This window comes from Spirillospora sp. NPDC048823 (assembly GCF_043198445.1).
In the GTDB taxonomy this organism is placed as follows: Bacteria; Actinomycetota; Actinomycetes; order Streptosporangiales; family Streptosporangiaceae; genus Spirillospora.
Window position 1 is genome coordinate 267,410 of record NZ_JBICUT010000002.1, and the last position, 17,135, is coordinate 284,544.

Annotated in this window: 14 protein-coding genes; 11 read left to right on the forward strand and 3 right to left on the reverse strand. The window is 72.2% G+C overall.

Annotation, left to right across the window (positions count from 1 at the left end):
• Nucleotides 1-84 precede the first annotated feature (84 nt).
• The 6 genes from mfd (at nucleotide 85) to ACGFK0_RS04855 (ending at nucleotide 9,488) form a co-directional block, all read left to right on the forward strand.
• On the forward strand, nucleotides 85-3,714 hold the full coding sequence (mfd, locus tag ACGFK0_RS04830) for a transcription-repair coupling factor (RefSeq protein WP_392900202.1): 3,630 nt from the start codon (nucleotides 85-87) through the stop codon (nucleotides 3,712-3,714).
• Between the two features lie 79 nt (nucleotides 3,715-3,793).
• Nucleotides 3,794-4,450: a hypothetical protein gene (locus ACGFK0_RS04835; protein ID WP_392900205.1), complete on the forward strand. Its 657-nt coding sequence runs from the start codon at nucleotides 3,794-3,796 to the stop codon at nucleotides 4,448-4,450.
• A 5-nt stretch (nucleotides 4,451-4,455) separates the two neighbouring features.
• Nucleotides 4,456-5,511 carry a MazG family protein gene (locus tag ACGFK0_RS04840; RefSeq protein WP_392900207.1) on the forward strand — a complete coding sequence of 352 codons (1,056 nt, stop codon included), beginning with the start codon at nucleotides 4,456-4,458 and terminating at the stop codon, nucleotides 5,509-5,511.
• 82 nt (nucleotides 5,512-5,593) lie between these two features.
• Nucleotides 5,594-8,095: a penicillin-binding protein gene (locus ACGFK0_RS04845; RefSeq protein ID WP_392900209.1), complete on the forward strand. Its 2,502-nt coding sequence runs from the start codon at nucleotides 5,594-5,596 to the stop codon at nucleotides 8,093-8,095.
• A 129-nt stretch (nucleotides 8,096-8,224) separates the two neighbouring features.
• Nucleotides 8,225-9,169, forward strand: coding sequence for an NADP-dependent oxidoreductase (locus ACGFK0_RS04850; RefSeq protein WP_392900212.1), 945 nt, complete (start codon nucleotides 8,225-8,227; stop codon nucleotides 9,167-9,169).
• 58 nt (nucleotides 9,170-9,227) lie between these two features.
• The gene (locus ACGFK0_RS04855; protein WP_392900215.1) at nucleotides 9,228-9,488 is read left to right on the forward strand and encodes a hypothetical protein; all 261 of its coding nucleotides are present in this window, start codon (nucleotides 9,228-9,230) and stop codon (nucleotides 9,486-9,488) included.
• A gap of 49 nt (nucleotides 9,489-9,537) precedes the next feature.
• Here ACGFK0_RS04855 and ACGFK0_RS04860 read toward each other — a convergent pair whose 3' ends face one another.
• The gene (locus tag ACGFK0_RS04860) at nucleotides 9,538-10,911 is read right to left on the reverse strand and encodes a sensor histidine kinase (protein ID WP_392900217.1); all 1,374 of its coding nucleotides are present in this window, start codon (nucleotides 10,909-10,911) and stop codon (nucleotides 9,538-9,540) included.
• A 304-nt stretch (nucleotides 10,912-11,215) separates the two neighbouring features.
• On the opposite strand from ACGFK0_RS04860, the gene eno reads away from it, so the two are divergent.
• The 4 genes from eno to ACGFK0_RS04880 all read left to right on the forward strand — a co-directional run bounded on the left by eno (nucleotide 11,216) and on the right by ACGFK0_RS04880 (nucleotide 14,619).
• Nucleotides 11,216-12,499: a phosphopyruvate hydratase gene (gene eno / locus ACGFK0_RS04865; RefSeq protein ID WP_392900220.1), complete on the forward strand. Its 1,284-nt coding sequence runs from the start codon at nucleotides 11,216-11,218 to the stop codon at nucleotides 12,497-12,499.
• Nucleotides 12,499-13,020 (forward strand): septum formation initiator family protein, encoded by a 522-nt coding sequence (locus ACGFK0_RS04870; RefSeq protein ID WP_392900223.1) that lies wholly within the window; start codon nucleotides 12,499-12,501, stop codon nucleotides 13,018-13,020. The genes eno and ACGFK0_RS04870 overlap by 1 nt, the downstream gene beginning before the upstream one ends.
• 82 nt (nucleotides 13,021-13,102) lie before the next feature.
• Complete coding sequence (locus ACGFK0_RS04875; protein WP_392901428.1) at nucleotides 13,103-13,672, forward strand: DUF501 domain-containing protein; 570 nt, start codon at nucleotides 13,103-13,105, stop codon at nucleotides 13,670-13,672.
• Nucleotides 13,669-14,619 carry an exopolyphosphatase gene (locus ACGFK0_RS04880; RefSeq protein ID WP_392900226.1) on the forward strand — a complete coding sequence of 317 codons (951 nt, stop codon included), beginning with the start codon at nucleotides 13,669-13,671 and terminating at the stop codon, nucleotides 14,617-14,619. The genes ACGFK0_RS04875 and ACGFK0_RS04880 overlap by 4 nt, the downstream gene beginning before the upstream one ends.
• Nucleotides 14,620-14,654: 35 nt before the next feature.
• On the opposite strand, the gene ACGFK0_RS04885 is transcribed toward ACGFK0_RS04880, so the two are convergent.
• Entirely contained in the window at nucleotides 14,655-15,455 is an 801-nt protein-coding gene (locus ACGFK0_RS04885; RefSeq protein ID WP_392900229.1) for a DUF2510 domain-containing protein, read from the reverse strand.
• 138 nt (nucleotides 15,456-15,593) lie between these two features.
• Between ACGFK0_RS04885 and ACGFK0_RS04890 the strand changes: the two genes are divergently transcribed.
• Nucleotides 15,594-16,415, forward strand: a complete 822-nt coding sequence (locus ACGFK0_RS04890) for a uracil-DNA glycosylase (RefSeq protein ID WP_392900232.1) — start codon at nucleotides 15,594-15,596, stop codon at nucleotides 16,413-16,415.
• Here ACGFK0_RS04890 and ACGFK0_RS04895 read toward each other — a convergent pair.
• Entirely contained in the window at nucleotides 16,412-17,128 is a 717-nt protein-coding gene (locus ACGFK0_RS04895; RefSeq protein ID WP_392900235.1) for a DUF4232 domain-containing protein, read from the reverse strand. The genes ACGFK0_RS04890 and ACGFK0_RS04895 overlap by 4 nt on opposite strands.
• Nucleotides 17,129-17,135: the final 7 nt, after the last annotated feature.

A 17,135-nucleotide genomic window follows, 5' to 3' on the forward strand; every position in this document is an offset into this window, starting at 1 on the left:
GGTAGGCGGTTACCGGGACCCGGCTGGGTTTCCGGGTTTTCGGGCTGCCCTGCTACGGGGTGAATGGCGAATTAGCGGGCGAAGATGACGCTTTCTGGACTTGTTGACCTTGCGTGCACCGATCCCGGTCTGGAGCGCGCCCTCGAACAGGTGCGCGTGGACACCGAGGTCGTCGCGCCCCCCTCCCTGTGGCCGATCCTGGCCGCGGCGCTGACCCGTACCATCCGTGCACGCGGTGGCGCCCCGGCGAGCAGCGGCGCCGTGCTCGCGGTGACCGCGACCGGCCGCGAGGCCGAGGACCTGACGGCGGCGCTGTCGAGCCTCCTCGACCCGGGCCGGGTAGCGCATTTCCCGGCGTGGGAGACGCTGCCGCACGAGAAGCTGTCGCCGCGGTCGGACACGGTCGGGCAGCGGCTGGCGGTCCTGCGCCGCCTCGTCCACCCGGACGCGGTCCACACAGGCGCATCCCGCACAGGCGCCGCCGGGGACTCCCCGGACACCGGCAAGGGCGGGGCGCTGGACGTCGTCGTGACGCCGATCCGCGCGGTGCTCCAGCCGATCGTGTCCGGGCTCGCCGACCTTGAGCCGGTGCGGCTGGCGACCGGCGAGGACGCCGACATGGACGACGCCGTCCGGAACCTCGTGGACGCCGGGTACCACCGCGTCGACCTGGTGGAGAAGCGCGGCGAGATCGCCGTGCGCGGCGGCATCCTGGACGTGTTCCCGCCCACCGAGGAGCACCCGCTGCGGGTGGAGTTCTGGGGCGACACGGTCGAGGAGATCCGCTACTTCAAAGCCGCCGACCAGCGTTCCCTCGAGGTCGCGCAAGGCGGGCTGTGGGCGCCTCCGTGCCGGGAGCTGCCCCTGACCGCGAAGGTGCGGGAGCGGGCGAAGCGGCTCGCCGGGGAGCACCCGGCCCTGGAGGAGATCCTCGGCCGGATCGCCGACGGCGACACCGTGGAGGGCATGGAGGCGTTCTCGCCCGTCCTCGCGGAGGGCATGGAGCTGCTGACCGACCTGCTCCCGGACGGGTCGGTGCTGCTGGTGTGCGAGCCGGAGCGCATCCGCACGCGCTCCGCCGAACTGGTCCGGACGAGCCAGGAGTTCCTGGAGGCGAGCTGGGTCAACGCCGCCGCCGGGGGAGAGGCGCCGATCGACCTCGGCGCCGCCGCGTTCCGGTCACTGGAGGACGTCCGCGCGCACAGCGCGGAGCTGGGTCTGCCGCGGTGGAGCGTGACGGCTCTGAACCCCGGAATGCGGGGCGAAGAAAGCACGGCGGGGTCAGGGGGGGCGTCCCCCCTGGAAGAGACAGGCGACGCGCTGAACCTCGGGGTGCAGGCGGCGGAAGCCTACCGGGGCGACACCACGCGCGTCGTGGGTGACCTCAAGGGCTGGATCGACGGCGGCTGGCGCGTCGTGCTGGTCACCGCCGGGCACGGGCCCGCCGAGCGGCTCGTCCAGCTCGTCGGGGAGGAGGGCCTCGGCGCGCGGCTCACCGACGTCGCCGGGCCGCCCGAGCCGTCCCTGGTCAACGTGGCGACCGGGCTGCTGGAGACCGGGTTCATCTGGGAGTCGGTCAAGCTCGCCGTGCTGACCGAGACCGACCTGTCCGGGCAGAAGTCGTCCACCAAGGACGCGCGGCGCATGCCGTCGCGGCGGCGCGGCGGCATCGACCCGCTGCAGCTCAAGGCCGGCGACTACGTGGTGCACGAGCAGCACGGCGTCGGACGGTACGTGGAGATGGTCAGCCGGACGGTGCAGGGCGCCACCCGCGAGTACCTCATCCTGGAGTACGCCAAGAGCGACCGGCTGTTCGTCCCGACCGACCAGCTGGAGGAGCTGACCCGGTACGTCGGCGGTGAGGCGCCGAGCCTGCACCGGCTCGGCGGCGCCGACTGGCAGAAGGCCAAGTCCCGCGCCCGCAAGGCCGTCAAGCAGATCGCCGGGGAACTGATCCGGCTGTACTCGGCGCGGATGGCGAGCCCCGGTCACCCGTTCGGCGCCGACACCCCGTGGCAGCGGGAGCTGGAGGACGCGTTCCCCTACGTGGAGACGCCCGACCAGCTCGCCGCCATCGACGAGGTGAAGCAGGACATGGAGCGGCCCGTCCCGATGGACCGGCTGATCTGCGGCGACGTCGGCTACGGCAAGACCGAGATCGCGGTGCGCGCCGCGTTCAAGGCCGTCCAGGACGGCAAGCAGGTCGCGGTGCTGGTGCCGACGACGCTGCTGGTGCAGCAGCACATGTCGACGTTCACCGAGCGGTTCGCGGCGTTCCCCGTCGTGATGAAGCCGATCAGCCGGTTCCAGTCCGGCACGGAGATCGAGGAGACGCTGCGCGGCCTGTCGGACGGCACCGTGGACGTGGTCGTCGGCACGCACCGCATCCTGTCGTCGCAGACGCGGTTCAAGAACCTCGGCCTGGTGATCATCGACGAGGAGCAGCGGTTCGGCGTCGAGCACAAGGAGGAGCTGAAGCGCCTCCGGACGCAGGTGGACGTCCTGGCGATGTCGGCGACGCCGATCCCGCGGACGCTGGAGATGGGACTGACCGGCATCCGTGAGATGTCGACGATCCTGACCCCGCCGGAAGAGCGGCATCCCGTCCTGACGTTCGTCGGCCCGTACGAGGAGAAGCAGATCGCCGCCGCGATCCGCCGCGAGCTGCTGCGCGAGGGCCAGGTGTTCTTCGTGCACAACCGGGTCCGCTCGATCAACAAGGTCGCGGCGAACCTGGCGAACCTCGTCCCGGAGGCGCGCATCGGCATCGCGCACGGCCAGATGAACGAGCAGGAACTCGAACGCGTCATGGTCGACTTCTGGGAGCGCAACTACGACGTCCTGGTCGCGACGACGATCGTGGAGTCCGGGCTGGACGTGCCGAACGCCAACACGCTGATCGTCGACCGCGCCGACATGTACGGGCTGTCGCAGCTGCACCAGCTGCGCGGACGGGTCGGGCGCGGCCGGGAGCGGGCGTACTCCTACTTCCTCTACCAGCCGGAGCAGCCGCTGACCGAGACCGCGCACGAACGGCTCGCGACGCTGGCGCAGCACAGCGAGATCGGCGCCGGCATGTACGTCGCGATGAAGGACCTGGAGATCCGCGGCGCCGGCAACATCCTCGGCGCCGAGCAGTCCGGTCATGTCGCGGGCGTCGGGTTCGACCTGTACGTGCGGATGGTCGGGGAGGCCGTCCGGGACCTGAAGGAGGGCGGCCGGGAGCCGGAGGCCGTCGAGACGAAGGTGGAGCTGCCCGTGGACGCGCACCTGCCGCACGAGTACGTGCCGGGGGAGCGGCTCCGGCTGGACGCCTACCGGCGCATCGCCGCGATCACGTCCGAGGACGAGATCGGCGCCGTGCACGACGAGCTGAAGGACCGGTTCGGGCCGCTGCCCGTCGCGGTGCTGAACCTGCTGGAGGTGGCGCGGTTCCGGGCGAAGGCGCGCAGGGCGGGGCTCGGCGACGTCACCGTCCAGGGCAGCTTCATCAAGTTCACGCCGGTGCACCTTGCCGACTCCAAGCAGGTCAGGCTGCAGCGGCTGTACCCGAAGAGCATCCTGAAGCCGGCGACCGACACCCTGCTGGTGCCGGCGCCGAAGACCGCGCCGCTCGGCGGCCGGCCGCTGCGCGACCAGGAACTGCTGAGATGGGCCACCGACTTGGTGGAGGCCCTGTTCCTGGAGGCGTCACCGGCCACCGCCGCGCGGTAGCGTCTCCGGGGGACGCCCCCCGGCAACGGCGGTAGTGTTCAGGCGCCCCCGACGATCGATCGATGAGATGGGAATTTCCGTGTTCGGTAAGTCCGTGAAGGTCGCGGTGGCCGCCGTGGTGGCGGCCGGCGCGCTGGCCGGCTGCGGCGGGACGCCGAAGGCGGGGACCGCCGCCCTCGTCGACGGCGACCGCATCACCGTCACCGACCTCAGCCAGACCGTCCGCGACTGGCGGGAGCAGTTCCGCACGGACCCGGCCGCCAACGAGCTGCGCGCCAACCCGGCGAACCCGGCGCCGCAGCTCGCCGGCGACTCCGAGTCCGACCTGCGGGGCGCGCTCACCCTGCTGATCAACTTCCGGGTCGCCGAGGAGGTGGCCGAGGAGACGGGCGTCGAGATCACCCGGGGACGGGTCGACCAGGCCGTCGAGGGCCTGAACCGGCAGGGCGGTGCCGAGTCGGTCACGCTGGCGAGCGGGCTGCCGCGTGAGCGCACCCGCGACCTGGCGCGCCTGGTCGCCACGCAGATCGCGGTGATGGAGCGCTTCGGGGCGAACCTGAACAACCGGTTCGACCCGGCTACGCAGCAGGCCGGGCAGAAGTGGAACGACCTGTTCCGGCGCACCGCGGACGGCATGAAGATCGAGATCAGCCCGCGGTACGGGAGCTACGACCCCGGCAAGTTCGAGGTCAACCCTGCGGAGCACCGGCTGTCCAGCCCCGATTCGGGTATCTGAGGCGAATGAGCCTGACACTGCTCGCCACCACGCACCGGGTGGCGCCGGGCCTGCTGACCTGGCGTGCCTGGGACGCGCTCCGGTCGGCCGGTGCCGTCCGGCTCCGTGACGGGCACCCGCTGCTGGCGCCCCTCCTCGACGCCGGGATCGTCCCGGAGGTGGTCGACGCGCCCGACGCGTCCCGGCTGGTGGCGGACGCGCGGAGCGGGGACGTCGTGTGGGTGGCCGCGCCGGAGGGCGACGAGCCGCTGATGCGCGAGATCGGCACCCTGGTCGTGAACGACCCGCTGGACGTGGAGGTTCTGCACGGGTCCTACGACCTGCCCGGCGCGCGGCTGCTCGACCTGGTGTCGGTGATGGACACGCTGCGCCGCGAGTGCCCGTGGGACCGCAAGCAGACCCACGCCACGCTCGTCCCGTACCTGCTGGAAGAGGCGTACGAGGTCCTCGACACCGTCGAGTCCGGCGACCTCGGCGCGTTGCGGGAGGAACTGGGCGACGTGCTGATGCAGGTCGCGTTCCATTCGGTGGTGGCCGCCGAACGCGACGACGAGACCGCGTTCACCATCGACGACGTGGCGGGCGGGATCGTCGACAAGCTCGTCCGCCGCCATCCGCACGTGTTCGGGGACGTGACGGTCTCCGGCGCCGACGAGGTCAACGCCAACTGGGAGCAGATCAAGGCGGCCGAGCGGGCGGAGAAGAGCGGCGCGGAGGCGTCGGCGCTCGACGGCGTTCCGATGGGGCAGCCCGCGCTGTCGCTGGCCGCGCAGCTCCAGCGCCGCGCCGCGCGGATGAAGGCCCCGGCCGGACTCGCGGCCGACCTCGCGGCGGCGGACCCCGGCGGCGCGTCCGAAGGCACCCCGGAAGGCGTGCCGGGGAACGGCGGAGGCGTGCCGGGGAACGGCGAAGGCGCGGGGGCCGACCTGGGCGTCCGGCTTTTCGAGCTCGTCCGGGAGGCCGCGGAGCGGGGACTCGATCCGGAGTCCGAATTGCGGGCGGTATCTCGGGTATTCCGCGATCGTGTCCGAGCCTGGGAGCGACGAGCGCCGCACGACTGACCCGGGCGGCAATCTGGGCGATTTCGACCGGAACATCGAAGATGGGGTGGTCCGGCCGGAGATGCACGTTTACGCTAAGCGCGTGCTGGCTGGGGCCGAAGATGACGCAGGGAATCCGGATGCAGGAGAGGGTCCCCTCGGCGGTCCCGCGCGGCCTCGCCACCCCCGCCGGATCCTCACCGCGTCCACCACGCGCGAAGAGAAGGCCCGCGCGGTCCGCGGGCTGGGGGCGCTCGGCGGTCTCGCCGGCTTCATCGTCGCGCTCATGCTGCTGCCCACCGCGTGCACGGCCGGCGTCGGCGCCCGCGACGCCGCGGACTGGTTCCAGACCGAACCGGACGGGCTGACGACCTCCGGCGTCCCGCAGCGCTCCAGGATTCTGTCCGAGGACGGCCGCACCATCGCCACGTTCTTCTACCAGAACCGGGTGGACGTCCCGCTGGAGAAGATCGCACCGGTCCTGCAGAAGGCCGTCCTGGCCATCGAGGACAGCCGTTTCTACGAGCACGGCGCCATCGACGTGCAGGGCACGCTGCGGGCGCTGGCCAGCAACCTCAGCCACGGCTCGGTGGAGCAGGGCGGCTCCGGCATCACCCAGCAGTACGTGAAGAACCTGCTGCTCGCCCAGGCCGACTCCGACACGGAGCGCAAGCGGGCCAAGGAGATCACCGCCGCGCGGAAGATCCGCGAGCTGCGGTACGCGGTCGCGGTGGAGGAGCGGTTCACCAAGGACGAGATCCTGCGGCGCTACCTCAACATCGCCTACTACGGCGACGGCGCCTACGGCATCGAGGCGGCGTCCCGGCACTACTTCTCCAAGCACGCCTCCGAGCTGAACCTCGCCGAGGCGGCGCTGCTCGCCGGCGTCATCCGCTACCCCTACGCCTACGACCCGACCCGGCATTCCGACGCGGCCCGGCAGCGCCGCGACGTCGTCCTGGACCGGATGGCCGAGCTCGGCTGGCTCGACCCCGGCAAGGCGGAGAAGACCAAGGAGCAGCCCGTCAAGCTGGACGTCCAGAACGTCCGGAGCGGCTGCGTGTCCAGCGACGCCCCGTTCTTCTGCGACTACGTCCAGCGCGAGATCCTCATCAACCCGGTGTTCGGCGAGACCGCCAAGGAGCGGGAGAAACTCCTCAAACGGGGCGGGCTGACGATCCGCACCACGATGGACCGGCAGGCCCAGAAGGCGGCGCAGCGCGCCGTGGACGAGCACGTCCCGCCCAAGAACTCCGCCCACAAGGCCGCCGCCGAGGCGATGGTCGAGCCCGGCACCGGCGAGATCAAGGCCATGGTCGTCGACCGCGAGCTCGGCCCGGACGAGGAGCGCGGCAAGACCTGGATCAACTTCGCCGCCGACGCCAGCCACGGCTCCAGCATCGGCATGCAGGCCGGATCCACGTTCAAGGCGTTCACGCTGGCCGCGGCGCTGGACGAGGGCATGCCTTTCGGTACCCGCCTGATGGCGCCGCGCGAGTACACCCCGGTCGGCTTCCGCAACTGCGACGGCGAGAAGGTCGGCGACCCGACCGCGTCGCTGGGCAACGCCGCGGACGGCGAGGGCGGCAAGCAGTTCAGCATCGTCACGGGGACCCACCATTCGGTCAACACCTTCTTCCTCGCGCTGGAGAAGGAGGTCGGCCTCTGCGACACCGTCAAGATGGCCGAACGCCTCGGGATGACGCAGGCCAGCGGCAAGCCGCTGGAGCAGTATCCGGCGTTCACGCTCGGCTTCAACGCCGTCTCCCCGCTGCGGCTGGCGGCGGCCTACGCGGCGTTCGGCGCCCGCGGCGAGTACTGCGAGCCGATCGCCATCAAGGAGATCACCGACGCGTCCGGGAAGAAGCTGAAGGTCCCGCCGCGCGACTGCGAGCAGGTGATGGACAAGGGCGTCGCGGACGCCGTCAACCACGTGCTGAGCGGCGTCATCACCAAGGGCACCGCACGCGGGATGGGCCTCGGCCGCGACGCCGCCGGCAAGACCGGCACCGTCGACGACTTCTCCGCCGCATGGTTCGCCGGGTACACCCCGGACCTCGCCTCGGCGGTGTGGGTCGGCGACCCGCGCGGCGGCTACAAGCACCCGATGACGAGCCTGTGCATGAACGGCCGGTGTTACGGCGCCGTGTACGGGGCGACGATCCCCGCGCCGATCTGGCAGCAGAGCATGCGCGGGGCGCTGAAGGGCACGGACGCGTCCTCGTTCCGCCGGCCGCCGTCGTTCTACTTCAGCAAGGGCTCGGGCGAGGAACGGATCAAAATCCCCGACGTGCGCGGGATGAAGCTGCGCGACGCCATCGGCAAGCTCCGCGGCGCCGGTTTCCGGACCGATGTCGGCGGGCGCGTCGAGTCCCGCGAGTACGACGAGGGCACCGTGGCGGAGATGTCGCCCGGCCCCGGTTCCGCCGAACCCGGCGCCACCATCACGCTGCGCGTCAGCAAGGGCCCCGGCCGCGACGGCGGCGACGACGGCGGCGGGGGCGGCGGTGACGGCGAGCGGCCGCCACCGCTCCCACCGCGGTCGACCAACACGCCGACGCTCCCGCCGCCCCCCGCCGACCCGGCGCAGCAGGAACCCGCCTGACCTGTGTGATCGCCTGTGTGATCGCCTGTGTGAGGGTCGGTGTGATCGCCTGTGTGATCGTCCGGCGGCCGGGTAGATCACGTGGCGGGGTGTCGGGCCCCTGCTGAGCCGTTCGGGGGGACGATCGTCATGCGAGCCATCGCCGTGTCCGAGTACGGCGCCACGCCGGCGCCGATGAACCTGCCGCGTCCGGAGCCGGGGCCCGGCGAGATCCTCGTGAAGATGATCGCGGCCGGGCTGAACCCGTCCGACTGGAAAATCGCCGACGGCATGTTCAAGGACTCCGTCGACGCGTCCTTCCCGCTGATCCTGGGCCATGACGGCGCCGGGGTCGTGGAGGCGGTCGGCGAGGGCGTGACCCGGCTGCGGCACGGTGAGCAGGTCTACGGGACCTTCGCCATGGAGGACCGCGGCCTCGGCGCGTTCGCCGAGTACGCCCTCGCCCGCGACGACGGCCCCGTCGCCAAGATCCCGGAGGGCATGATCTACACGCATGCCGCGGCGGTGCCGACGGCGAGCACGGCCGCGCTCGGCATCGTCGAGGAGGCGCGGGTGGACGCCGGGCAGACCGTCCTCGTCGTGGGGGCGACCGGCGGCGTCGGGCAGGGCGTGGTGCAGCTCGCCGCGCGGGAGGGCGCGAAGGTCATCGCGACCGCCCGCGCCGACATGGCCGGGACGATGCGCAGGCTCGGCGCGGACGAGACCGTCGACCACTCCAAGGGCGACCTCAACGCCCAGGTGCTGGCCGTCCACGACGGCGGGATCGACGCCGTCCTCGACATGGTCGGCGACACCGCGGGCACCGAGGTCCTCGCACAGTTGCTGCGCCCCGGCGGGACGTACGTCAGCTCCGTCTGGTCGGTGAACCCCGACTCGATGGAGGCCCAGGGGCTGCGCGGGGTCAACCTCGACAGCGACCCGACGGCCGAGCTGTTGGACCGGCTGTCCGACCTGATCGACGCGGGTGAGCTGCGGGTCCGGGTCGAACGCGAGGTGCCGCTGGAGGACGCGCCGGACGCGCTGGCCGCCAACCGGGCCGGCGGCGCCCGGGGCAAGACCGTGATCCGCATCTGATCGCGTGCTGGGGTGAGGACCACCGCGTCACGGGCATGCAGACCCACGGGAGGACCACATGAACCAGAGCGGCATGAATCAGGGCGACATGAGCCAGAGCGGCATGAACGAGGCCGGCGGCGACGACCGGCGGACCCGGCTCCGCGACCTCGACGAGACCCTCGCCCGGCTGCGCGCCGAACTTCCCGCGCCGCCCGGCGACGCCACGGACTTCGCCGACTCCGGCCAGTACCTCGCCGCCCGCGAGGAGCTGGAAGGCCAGATCGAGCTCCTGGAGTCCGAACGCGAACGACTCCGCGCCGACCTCGGGATCTCCTGACGGACCGTTCCCGTCTCCGGCGGGCCGCGCCGGGGACGGGAACGACCGTTCACCGCGGCAGCCGCAACACGAAGCGGGCGCCGGGGACGCCGTCGACGCGGTCGGTGAGGATCAGTGAGCCGCGGTGCGCCTCGGCGATGTCGCGGGAGATCGCCAGGCCGAGGCCGGTGCCGCCGGCGTCGCGGTGCTGGCCCTCGGCCAGCCGGGTGAAGCGCTCGAACACCCGCTCGCGGTCCTCCGGCGCGATGCCGGTGCCGTCGTCGATCACCTCGACGACCGCGGTCGTGGGCGACTCCGGGCGGAGGATCACCGTGACCTCGCGGGACGCGTGCCGGACGGCGTTGTCGATCAGGTTCGTCAGCAGCCGCGCCAGCTCGCTGCGCCCGCCCTGCACCGTCACCGCCCCCTCCGACAGGACGGTCACCTGGGCGCGGCGGGGACGGCTCAGCACCTCCTGATCCGTCAGCTCGGTCAGATCCACCGTCTCGCGCTGGAAGTTCCTGTCGGCTTCCAGGCGGGCCAGCGCCAGCAGGTCGTCCACCACCGCCGCCAGCCGGTCGGTGTTGGCCAGGATGGCCTGCAGCGTCTCGGCCATGTCGGTCTCCTCGGGTGCCGACAGCGCGAGTTCCAGCTCCATCCGCAGCGCGGCGAGCGGGCTGCGCAGCTCGTGGGAGACGTCGGTGACGAACCCGCGCTGCCGCGCGACCGCCTGCTCCAGCCGGTCGAGGGTCGCGTTGATGCTCTCGGCGAGCAGCCCCACCTCGTCGCGGCGCGGCGGGTACGGAACCCGGCGTTCCAGGTCCGTGGCGGTGATCTCGTCCAGTTCCCGGCGGATCATGTCGACCGGTCGCAGGGTGCGGGTCGCCGCACGCCACGTTCCGTAGCCGACGAAGCCGGAGAAGAACGGGATGCTGAGCATGAGCAGCGTCGCTATCAGCGGGCGCGGGAAGAGTCCCGGCGCGGGTGCGAGGGTGTAGACGAACAGCGCGGACTGTCCGAGGCCGATCTGGTTGACGACGACGAGGAAGCAGTCCCCGCCCGGCAAGTCGATGCCGCAGATCCGGCCCTCGCGGTGGTCGGCGCCCCTGCGCGGAGGCGGGAACGGCACGGCCGGCCGGCCCTGCATTCGCGGTGTGGCCGCGATCACCCGGCCCCGCCGGTCCACCACCTGCTCAAGCTCGTCGTTGGGCGCGTCGATCTCCTGATCCAGCTGGCCGGCGTGGTAATCGTTCATCACGCTGCGGCCGTCTCTCGACAGCTCCTGGATTACGTCGTTGGCGACCTGCCGCCTGGCCTGGACCAACACCGCCACGCACAATGCCGTCGAGAGGAACAGCATGAACAGCACGGCCGTGACCGTCATGCGCACCCGGATCTCGGGATTGCGGAGGACGGCCCGCCAGATCCAGCGGCTCAGCTGCACGGGCGGCCGGCGGGACCGGACGCGGATGACGACCTCCCGGGTGCGCTCACGTTCCTGCCAGTACCCGTGTTTTCTTGCCTGAACGGGGCAAACACGACCGTGGGTGGCGGGTAAAAGATCGTTCAGTTCGCCCCGTCCCGTGTCCGGCAGGCCCGTGTCCGACGGCCCCGGCCGTGTCCGATATGTGGGCCGTCCCGCCGGACGACGGCGAGCCAGTTGGGCGGCGCGGGGGCCGCGCGGATAGGCTCGGTGATCGAACCAGACCGCTGCATGCCAGACCACTCGCACCACCAGGGGGTTCCCCGTGTCGTCGATCGAGGCCGTACTCGCCCGGGAGATCCTTGACTCCCGCGGCAATCCGACCGTCGAGGTCGAGGTCCTGCTCGCCGATGGGACCGAGGCGCACGCCGCCGTGCCGAGCGGGGCCTCCACCGGCCAGTTCGAGGCCGTCGAACTGCGGGACGGGGGTGAGCGCTACGGCGGCAAGGGCGTCCGCAACGCGGTCAAGGCCGTCAACGAGACCATCGACGAGAAGCTCGTCGGCTACCCGGCCTCCGACCAGCGGCTGATCGACCGGCTGCTGGTCGACCTCGACGGCACGCCCGCCAAGTCGGCGCTCGGCGCCAACGCGATCCTCGGCGTCAGCCTGGCCGTCGCCAAGGCCGCCGCCGACTCCGCCGGTCTCCCGCTGTTCCGCTACGTGGGCGGGCCGAACGCGCACCTGCTGCCCGTCCCGATGATGAACATCCTGAACGGCGGCGCGCACGCCGACACCAACGTCGACATCCAGGAGTTCATGATCGCGCCGATCGGCGCGGCCACCTTCGCCGAGGCGCTGCGCTGGGGCGCCGAGACCTACCACGCGCTGAAGTCGGTGCTGAAGGCCAAGGGCCTGAACACCGGCCTCGGCGACGAGGGAGGGTTCGCGCCCGAGCTGCCGAGCAACCGGGACGCGCTCGACCTGATCATGGAGGGGATCCGCAAGGCCGGCTTCGTCCCCGGACGCGACATCGCGCTCGCGCTGGACGCGGCCGCCAGCGAGTTCCACGCGGGCGGCCAGTACACCTTCGAGGGCACCAAGAGGAGCTCCGACGACATGGCCGCCTACTACGGCGAGCTGGTCTCGGAGTACCCGCTGGTCTCCATCGAGGACCCGCTCGACGAGGAGGACTGGGCCGGCTGGGAGGGCCTCACCGCCGCGATCGGCGAGCGCGTCCAGATCGTCGGCGACGACCTGTTCGTCACCAATCCCGAGCGGCTCGCCCGCGGCATCAAGGCCCGCGCCGCCAACGCGCTGCTGGTCAAGGTCAACCAGATCGGCACGCTCAGCGAGACCCTCGACGCCGTCTCGCTCGCGCAGACCAGCGGCTTCCGCTGCATGATGAGCCACCGGTCCGGCGAGACCGAGGACACCACGATCGCCGACCTGGCCGTCGCCACCAACTGCGGCCAGATCAAGACCGGTGCCCCCGCCCGCAGCGACCGCGTCGCCAAGTACAACCAGCTGCTGCGCATCGAGGAGCTGCTGGACGACGCCGCCCGCTACGCCGGAGCCTCCGCGTTCCCGCGCTTCGACGCGCAGGACTGATGACGCGGGGCGAGCACCGGCCGGGCCCCGGAGCCGGGCGCGGAGAAGGGCACGGCGACGCCGATGACGACCGTGCCGACGACCACCGTGCCGACGACCACCGTGCCGACGACCACCGGGACGGCCGCGCGAGCGGCATGCGCCGCGGCAACCCGGCGCTGACCAGCCGCGCGGCCATCCTGGCCGTGGTGGTGTGCGCGATCGCGCTGAGCTTGGCCTATCCCGTCCGGGAGTACATCGCGCAGCGCAAGGAGATCGCCGACCTCCGGCAGAAGGAGGCGGTGGCGCGCCGCCAGGTGGAGATTCTCGCCCAACGCAAGCAGCAACTCGGGGATAAGTCGTACATTGAGCGTGAGGCGACGCGAAGACTCCATTACTGCCGTCCTGACGTAAAGTGCTACATCGTGCTGGACGGTGGCGACGGCGACGGCCGGCAGGCCCGCAAGGGCGGGCCGACGAGCAGGCCGCCGTGGTACGAGACGCTGTGGCGGTCGGTGGAGGCGGCAGACAGGCCGCGCTGACCCGTCGCGCGGCTCGCGGCGAGACGATGCCGGACACGCCCGGCGGGAGGGGCCGGACGTGAGATCCGCGGGTGGGACGCAGATGATGCAGGCAGGTGACCGGGTGGCACGGGACGATGACCGGGCCGCGATAGCGGCTCAGCTCGGACGGGAGCCGCGCGGCGTGCGCGGCGTGGCGAGCCGCTGCCCGTGCGGGCGGCCCGCCGTGATCGAGACGGCGCCGAGGCTGCCCGACGGGACGCCCTTTCCGACGCTGTTCTACCTGACGTGCCCGAAGGCCGCCTCGGCCATCGGGACCCTGGAGGGCGGCGGCCTCATGCGGGAGATGCAGGACCGGCTCGCCGCCGACCCGGAGCTGAAGGCCCGCTACACCGCCGCCCACGAGGACTACCTGCGCCGCCGTGATGAGGCGGCCCGCGAGGACGGCCTCGAGCCGCTGCCCGAGGACATGCAGAGCGCGGGCGGCATGCCCGAACGCGTCAAATGCCTGCACGCCCTCATCGCCCACGAGCTGGCCGTGCCCGGCGTGAACCCGCTTGGGCGCGAGGCGCTGGACGCGCTCCCGGAATGGTGGCGCTCCGGCCCCTGCGTCCCCGCGGATCAGACGGGTCAGGCGGATCACGCGGGCACCGATGCGGGGGAGGCACGGTGACGCGTGTCGCGGCCATCGACTGCGGAACGAACTCCGTCCGCCTCCTCATCGCCGACATCGTCCCCGGCGAGGGCGGCGGGACGCTCACCGACGTCGAACGCCGGATGGAGATCGTCCGGCTCGGGGAGGGCGTCGACGAGACGGGGCGGCTGTCGCCCGCCGCGCTGGAACGCACCTTCACCGCGATGCGCGGCTACGCGGAACTGATCGAGCGGCACGGACCCCCCGCCCGGCAGGGCCCCGTCAAGACCAGGGTCGTGGCGACCAGCGCCACCCGCGACGCGGAGAACCGGGCCGACTTCGTCAACGGCGTCGTCGACATCTTCGGCGTCGTCCCCGAGGTGATCAGCGGGGACGAGGAGGCCGGACTGTCGTTCCTCGGCGCCACCCGGGAACTGGCCGAGCTCCGCCCGGCCCGCCCCTACCTGGTCGTCGACATCGGCGGCGGCTCCACCGAGTTCGTGGTCGGCAGCTCGTCGGCCGACGCCGCCCGCTCGATCGACATCGGCTGCGTCCGGATGACCGAGCGGCACCTGAGGGACGGCGACCCGCCGTCACCGCTGCAGATCTCGAACGCCGCCGCCGACATCGACACGGCCCTCGCCACCGTCCGCGAGACCGTCCCGGTGGACGAGGCGCGCACGCTCGTCGGCCTCGCCGGCTCGGTCACCACCGTCGCCGGTATCGCGCTCGACCTGCCCGAGTACGACGCGTCCCGCATCCACCTGTCCCGGATCACCGCATCCCAGGTGCACGAGGTCACCCGGCGGCTGCTGCACGCCACCCGCGCCGAACGCGCCGAGTTCGGCGTCATGCACCCGGGCCGGGTCGACGTGATCGGCGCGGGCGCCCTGATCCTCGACCGGATCATGCGGGAGTACGGTTTCGGCGCCGTCGTCGTGAGCGAACACGACATCCTGGACGGAATCGCCTGGTCCCTGGTGTGACCCCGCTGGTGTGACCCGCCGTCCGCCGCGGGTGCTCAGTGTTTCAGCTGCGCCAGCAGGGCCGGGATCAGGACCGCGTTCGGGTTCTGCTGGGGGACGTAGAGGATCGGCGAGGCGCTGCTGGACTGCTGGATCCACACCCGGCCGCTGTCCACCGTGGCGCCGGAGATCGCCGACCAGCTCAGCGACACCCGGTTGCCGCGGACGCCGCCCGGATGGACGGTGAGCCCCTGCGCCACGTCGATCGACTCGCCGGCCCGGACCCGTTTCGCCAGTTCCGCCACGAGACGGTGCTCGGCGTGCTCCTGGCACAGCTGGATCAGCCGGCCCCACACGTACTCGGGCTCGCCCTGCCCGGCCGCGGCCTGACCGCTCGTCCCCGGGGACAGGGCGTCCGGTTCGATGACGACCTCGACGCGGGGTCCGCTGCGGAAAGGGAACCGGCCCGCCTGGAAGACCCACTGGGTGCCGGGGACGTGGCCGTATCCGGCCGGTCGCTCCGCCGCCCAGTACGCCACCCACTCCACATGCGGCCAGGCGAGCGAGGTGCCCCCGTACGCCACGATCTGGTCGTCGGCGTGCAGGTGCAGGCCGCGCACGTTCACGTCCAGCGGCCGGACGGCGGGCCGGGTGCCCCAGCTCGCCTGCTCCGGGGCCGCGTAGATCGTCCACGGCTCCTGCTCCTCGTGGCCCCGCGAACGCTGTTCCTGCCGGGGGAGCCGCACCCGCGGCGGGCGGGACGGCTCCGGGTTGAGCCGCTCCGTCCAGCTCTGGCCGTCCCACCAGCGCAGGCTGCCAGTGCCGTAGGGGTCTGGATACCAGCCCGGTTGCGACAACTGCCTGCCTCCGATTCGCCTTCGGCGTGCCGGACACCCGCCTCCCCGACCGGCGAACGCATCGTACCGACCGAGACCGGTTCCGCAGAGACATGGGCGGAACCCGGCCACCGCCTGTGGCGTGCGACGATCGGTGGTATGCCGACCGCCAACGCCCCGTTCGTGCCGCCCGGCTCCGGGTGGCCCGAAGATCCCGCCGCCCCGGACACCCCCGTCGCCCACGGCACCGGCGACGTCGTCGAGCTGGCGGCCAAGGCGCCGGACCTGGACGAGCTGTGCGCCCGGCAGTCGGTGTGCCGCGCCTGCGACCGGCTGGTGGAGTGGCGGGAGAGGGTCGCCGTCCAGCGGCGCAGGGCGTTCGCGGACGAGGAGTACTGGGGCCGTCCCATCGCCGGATGGGGTGATCCGGAGCCGCGGATCCTGATCGTCGGGCTGGCCCCGGCCGCGCACGGCGGCAACCGCACCGGGCGGATCTTCACCGGGGACCGCTCGGGCGACTGGCTGTTCGCGTCGCTGCACCGGGTCGGCCTCGCCGCGTCGCCGACCAGCGTGCGCGCGGGCGACGGGCAGCGGCTCATCGGCGCCCGGATGGCGGCGACCGTCCGCTGCGCCCCGCCCGACAACAAGCCGACGCCGCTGGAGCGCACGACGTGCCTGCCGTGGCTGTCCCGCGAGGTCGAGATGGTCGCGCCGAGCGTCCGCTGCATCGTGTGCCTCGGTGGGTTCGCCTGGCAGGGCGTGTGGCCGGCGCTGAAGCAGTCCGGGTACGGGGTGCCGCGTCCCCGGCCGAAGTTCGGCCACGGCGCCGAGGTCGAACTGGTGCCGCCGCCTGTGGTGGCGCGGCGCGACCCCGTGCTGATGCTGGGCTGCTACCACCCGAGCCAGCAGAACACCTTCACCGGGCGGGTCACGGAGGAGATGCTGGACGCCGTTCTCGTCCGCGCCCGCGACCATCGCTAGTAGCCGGGCGTCGTGTTCGGCGTGATGGGGGTGAGCCAGATCCTCCCGTGGTGGCAGACCGGGCCGTTGGTCCAGGACGCCGTGAGTGGCTGGGTCTGGTACAGCGTGTAGACCTGCAGGGTGGTCGCGGTGGGCTGGCAGGGGCCGGTGCCGCTCTCGCCGCCGTCGGGCTCCGACGTCCAGTGGAGTCGTTCGTAGGCCCAGTCGTGGCCCCGGAGCGTGACCGTCCGGGGCGTGCCGTGGCGGCTGACCCTCGTCTCGACGAGCCCGTCCGCGTTGATCAGCTGCAGGCTGGCGAAGCCGCGGAGTTTGCATGTGGTCTTGGACGTGTTGGTCAGGATGAGCGTCACGTAGCGGTTGGTCTCCACGAAGCTTCTGTTGGAGAGGCGTGCGTTGAGCACGGCGCTGGTGCAGAGCGGATAGTCCGCCGCACCGTCTCCGCCGACCCCGCCTCCAGGTGATTCGCCGGTCTCCGTCCCTGTGCCGGTCCCCGTGCCGCTTCCGGTGCCCGGCGAGCCGGTGGAGGGCGATCCCTTGCCGGGTGAGTCCGATCCCGTGGCCGATCCCTGGGTTCCGGCCGTCGCCGTGCTGGTCGGTGTCGTCGAGCTGCCGACCTCGGATGCGGCAGGTCCCGCGTTCGAGGTGAGGCCGCATCCCGTGAGCGTGACGGTGACGGCGGCTGCTGCCAGCGTCCCCCAGATGATCCGTGGCATTCGAGCG

Bases quoted from the DNA above. Each gene is read 5' to 3' on its own strand.
- ACGFK0_RS04840 (WP_392900207.1), top strand. From the start codon at position 4,456: ATGAGCCTGACACTGCTCGCCACCACGCACCGGGTGGCGCCGGGCCTG.
- ACGFK0_RS04895 (WP_392900235.1), bottom strand. From the start codon at position 17,128: ATGCCACGGATCATCTGGGGGACGCTGGCAGCAGCCGCCGTCACCGTC.
- ACGFK0_RS04850 (WP_392900212.1), top strand. From the start codon at position 8,225: ATGCGAGCCATCGCCGTGTCCGAGTACGGCGCCACGCCGGCGCCGATG.
- ACGFK0_RS04875 (WP_392901428.1), top strand. From the start codon at position 13,103: ATGATGCAGGCAGGTGACCGGGTGGCACGGGACGATGACCGGGCCGCG.
- mfd (WP_392900202.1), top strand. From the start codon at position 85: ATGACGCTTTCTGGACTTGTTGACCTTGCGTGCACCGATCCCGGTCTG.
- ACGFK0_RS04890 (WP_392900232.1), top strand. From the start codon at position 15,594: ATGCCGACCGCCAACGCCCCGTTCGTGCCGCCCGGCTCCGGGTGGCCC.
- ACGFK0_RS04870 (WP_392900223.1), top strand. From the start codon at position 12,499: ATGACGCGGGGCGAGCACCGGCCGGGCCCCGGAGCCGGGCGCGGAGAA.
- ACGFK0_RS04855 (WP_392900215.1), top strand. From the start codon at position 9,228: ATGAACCAGAGCGGCATGAATCAGGGCGACATGAGCCAGAGCGGCATG.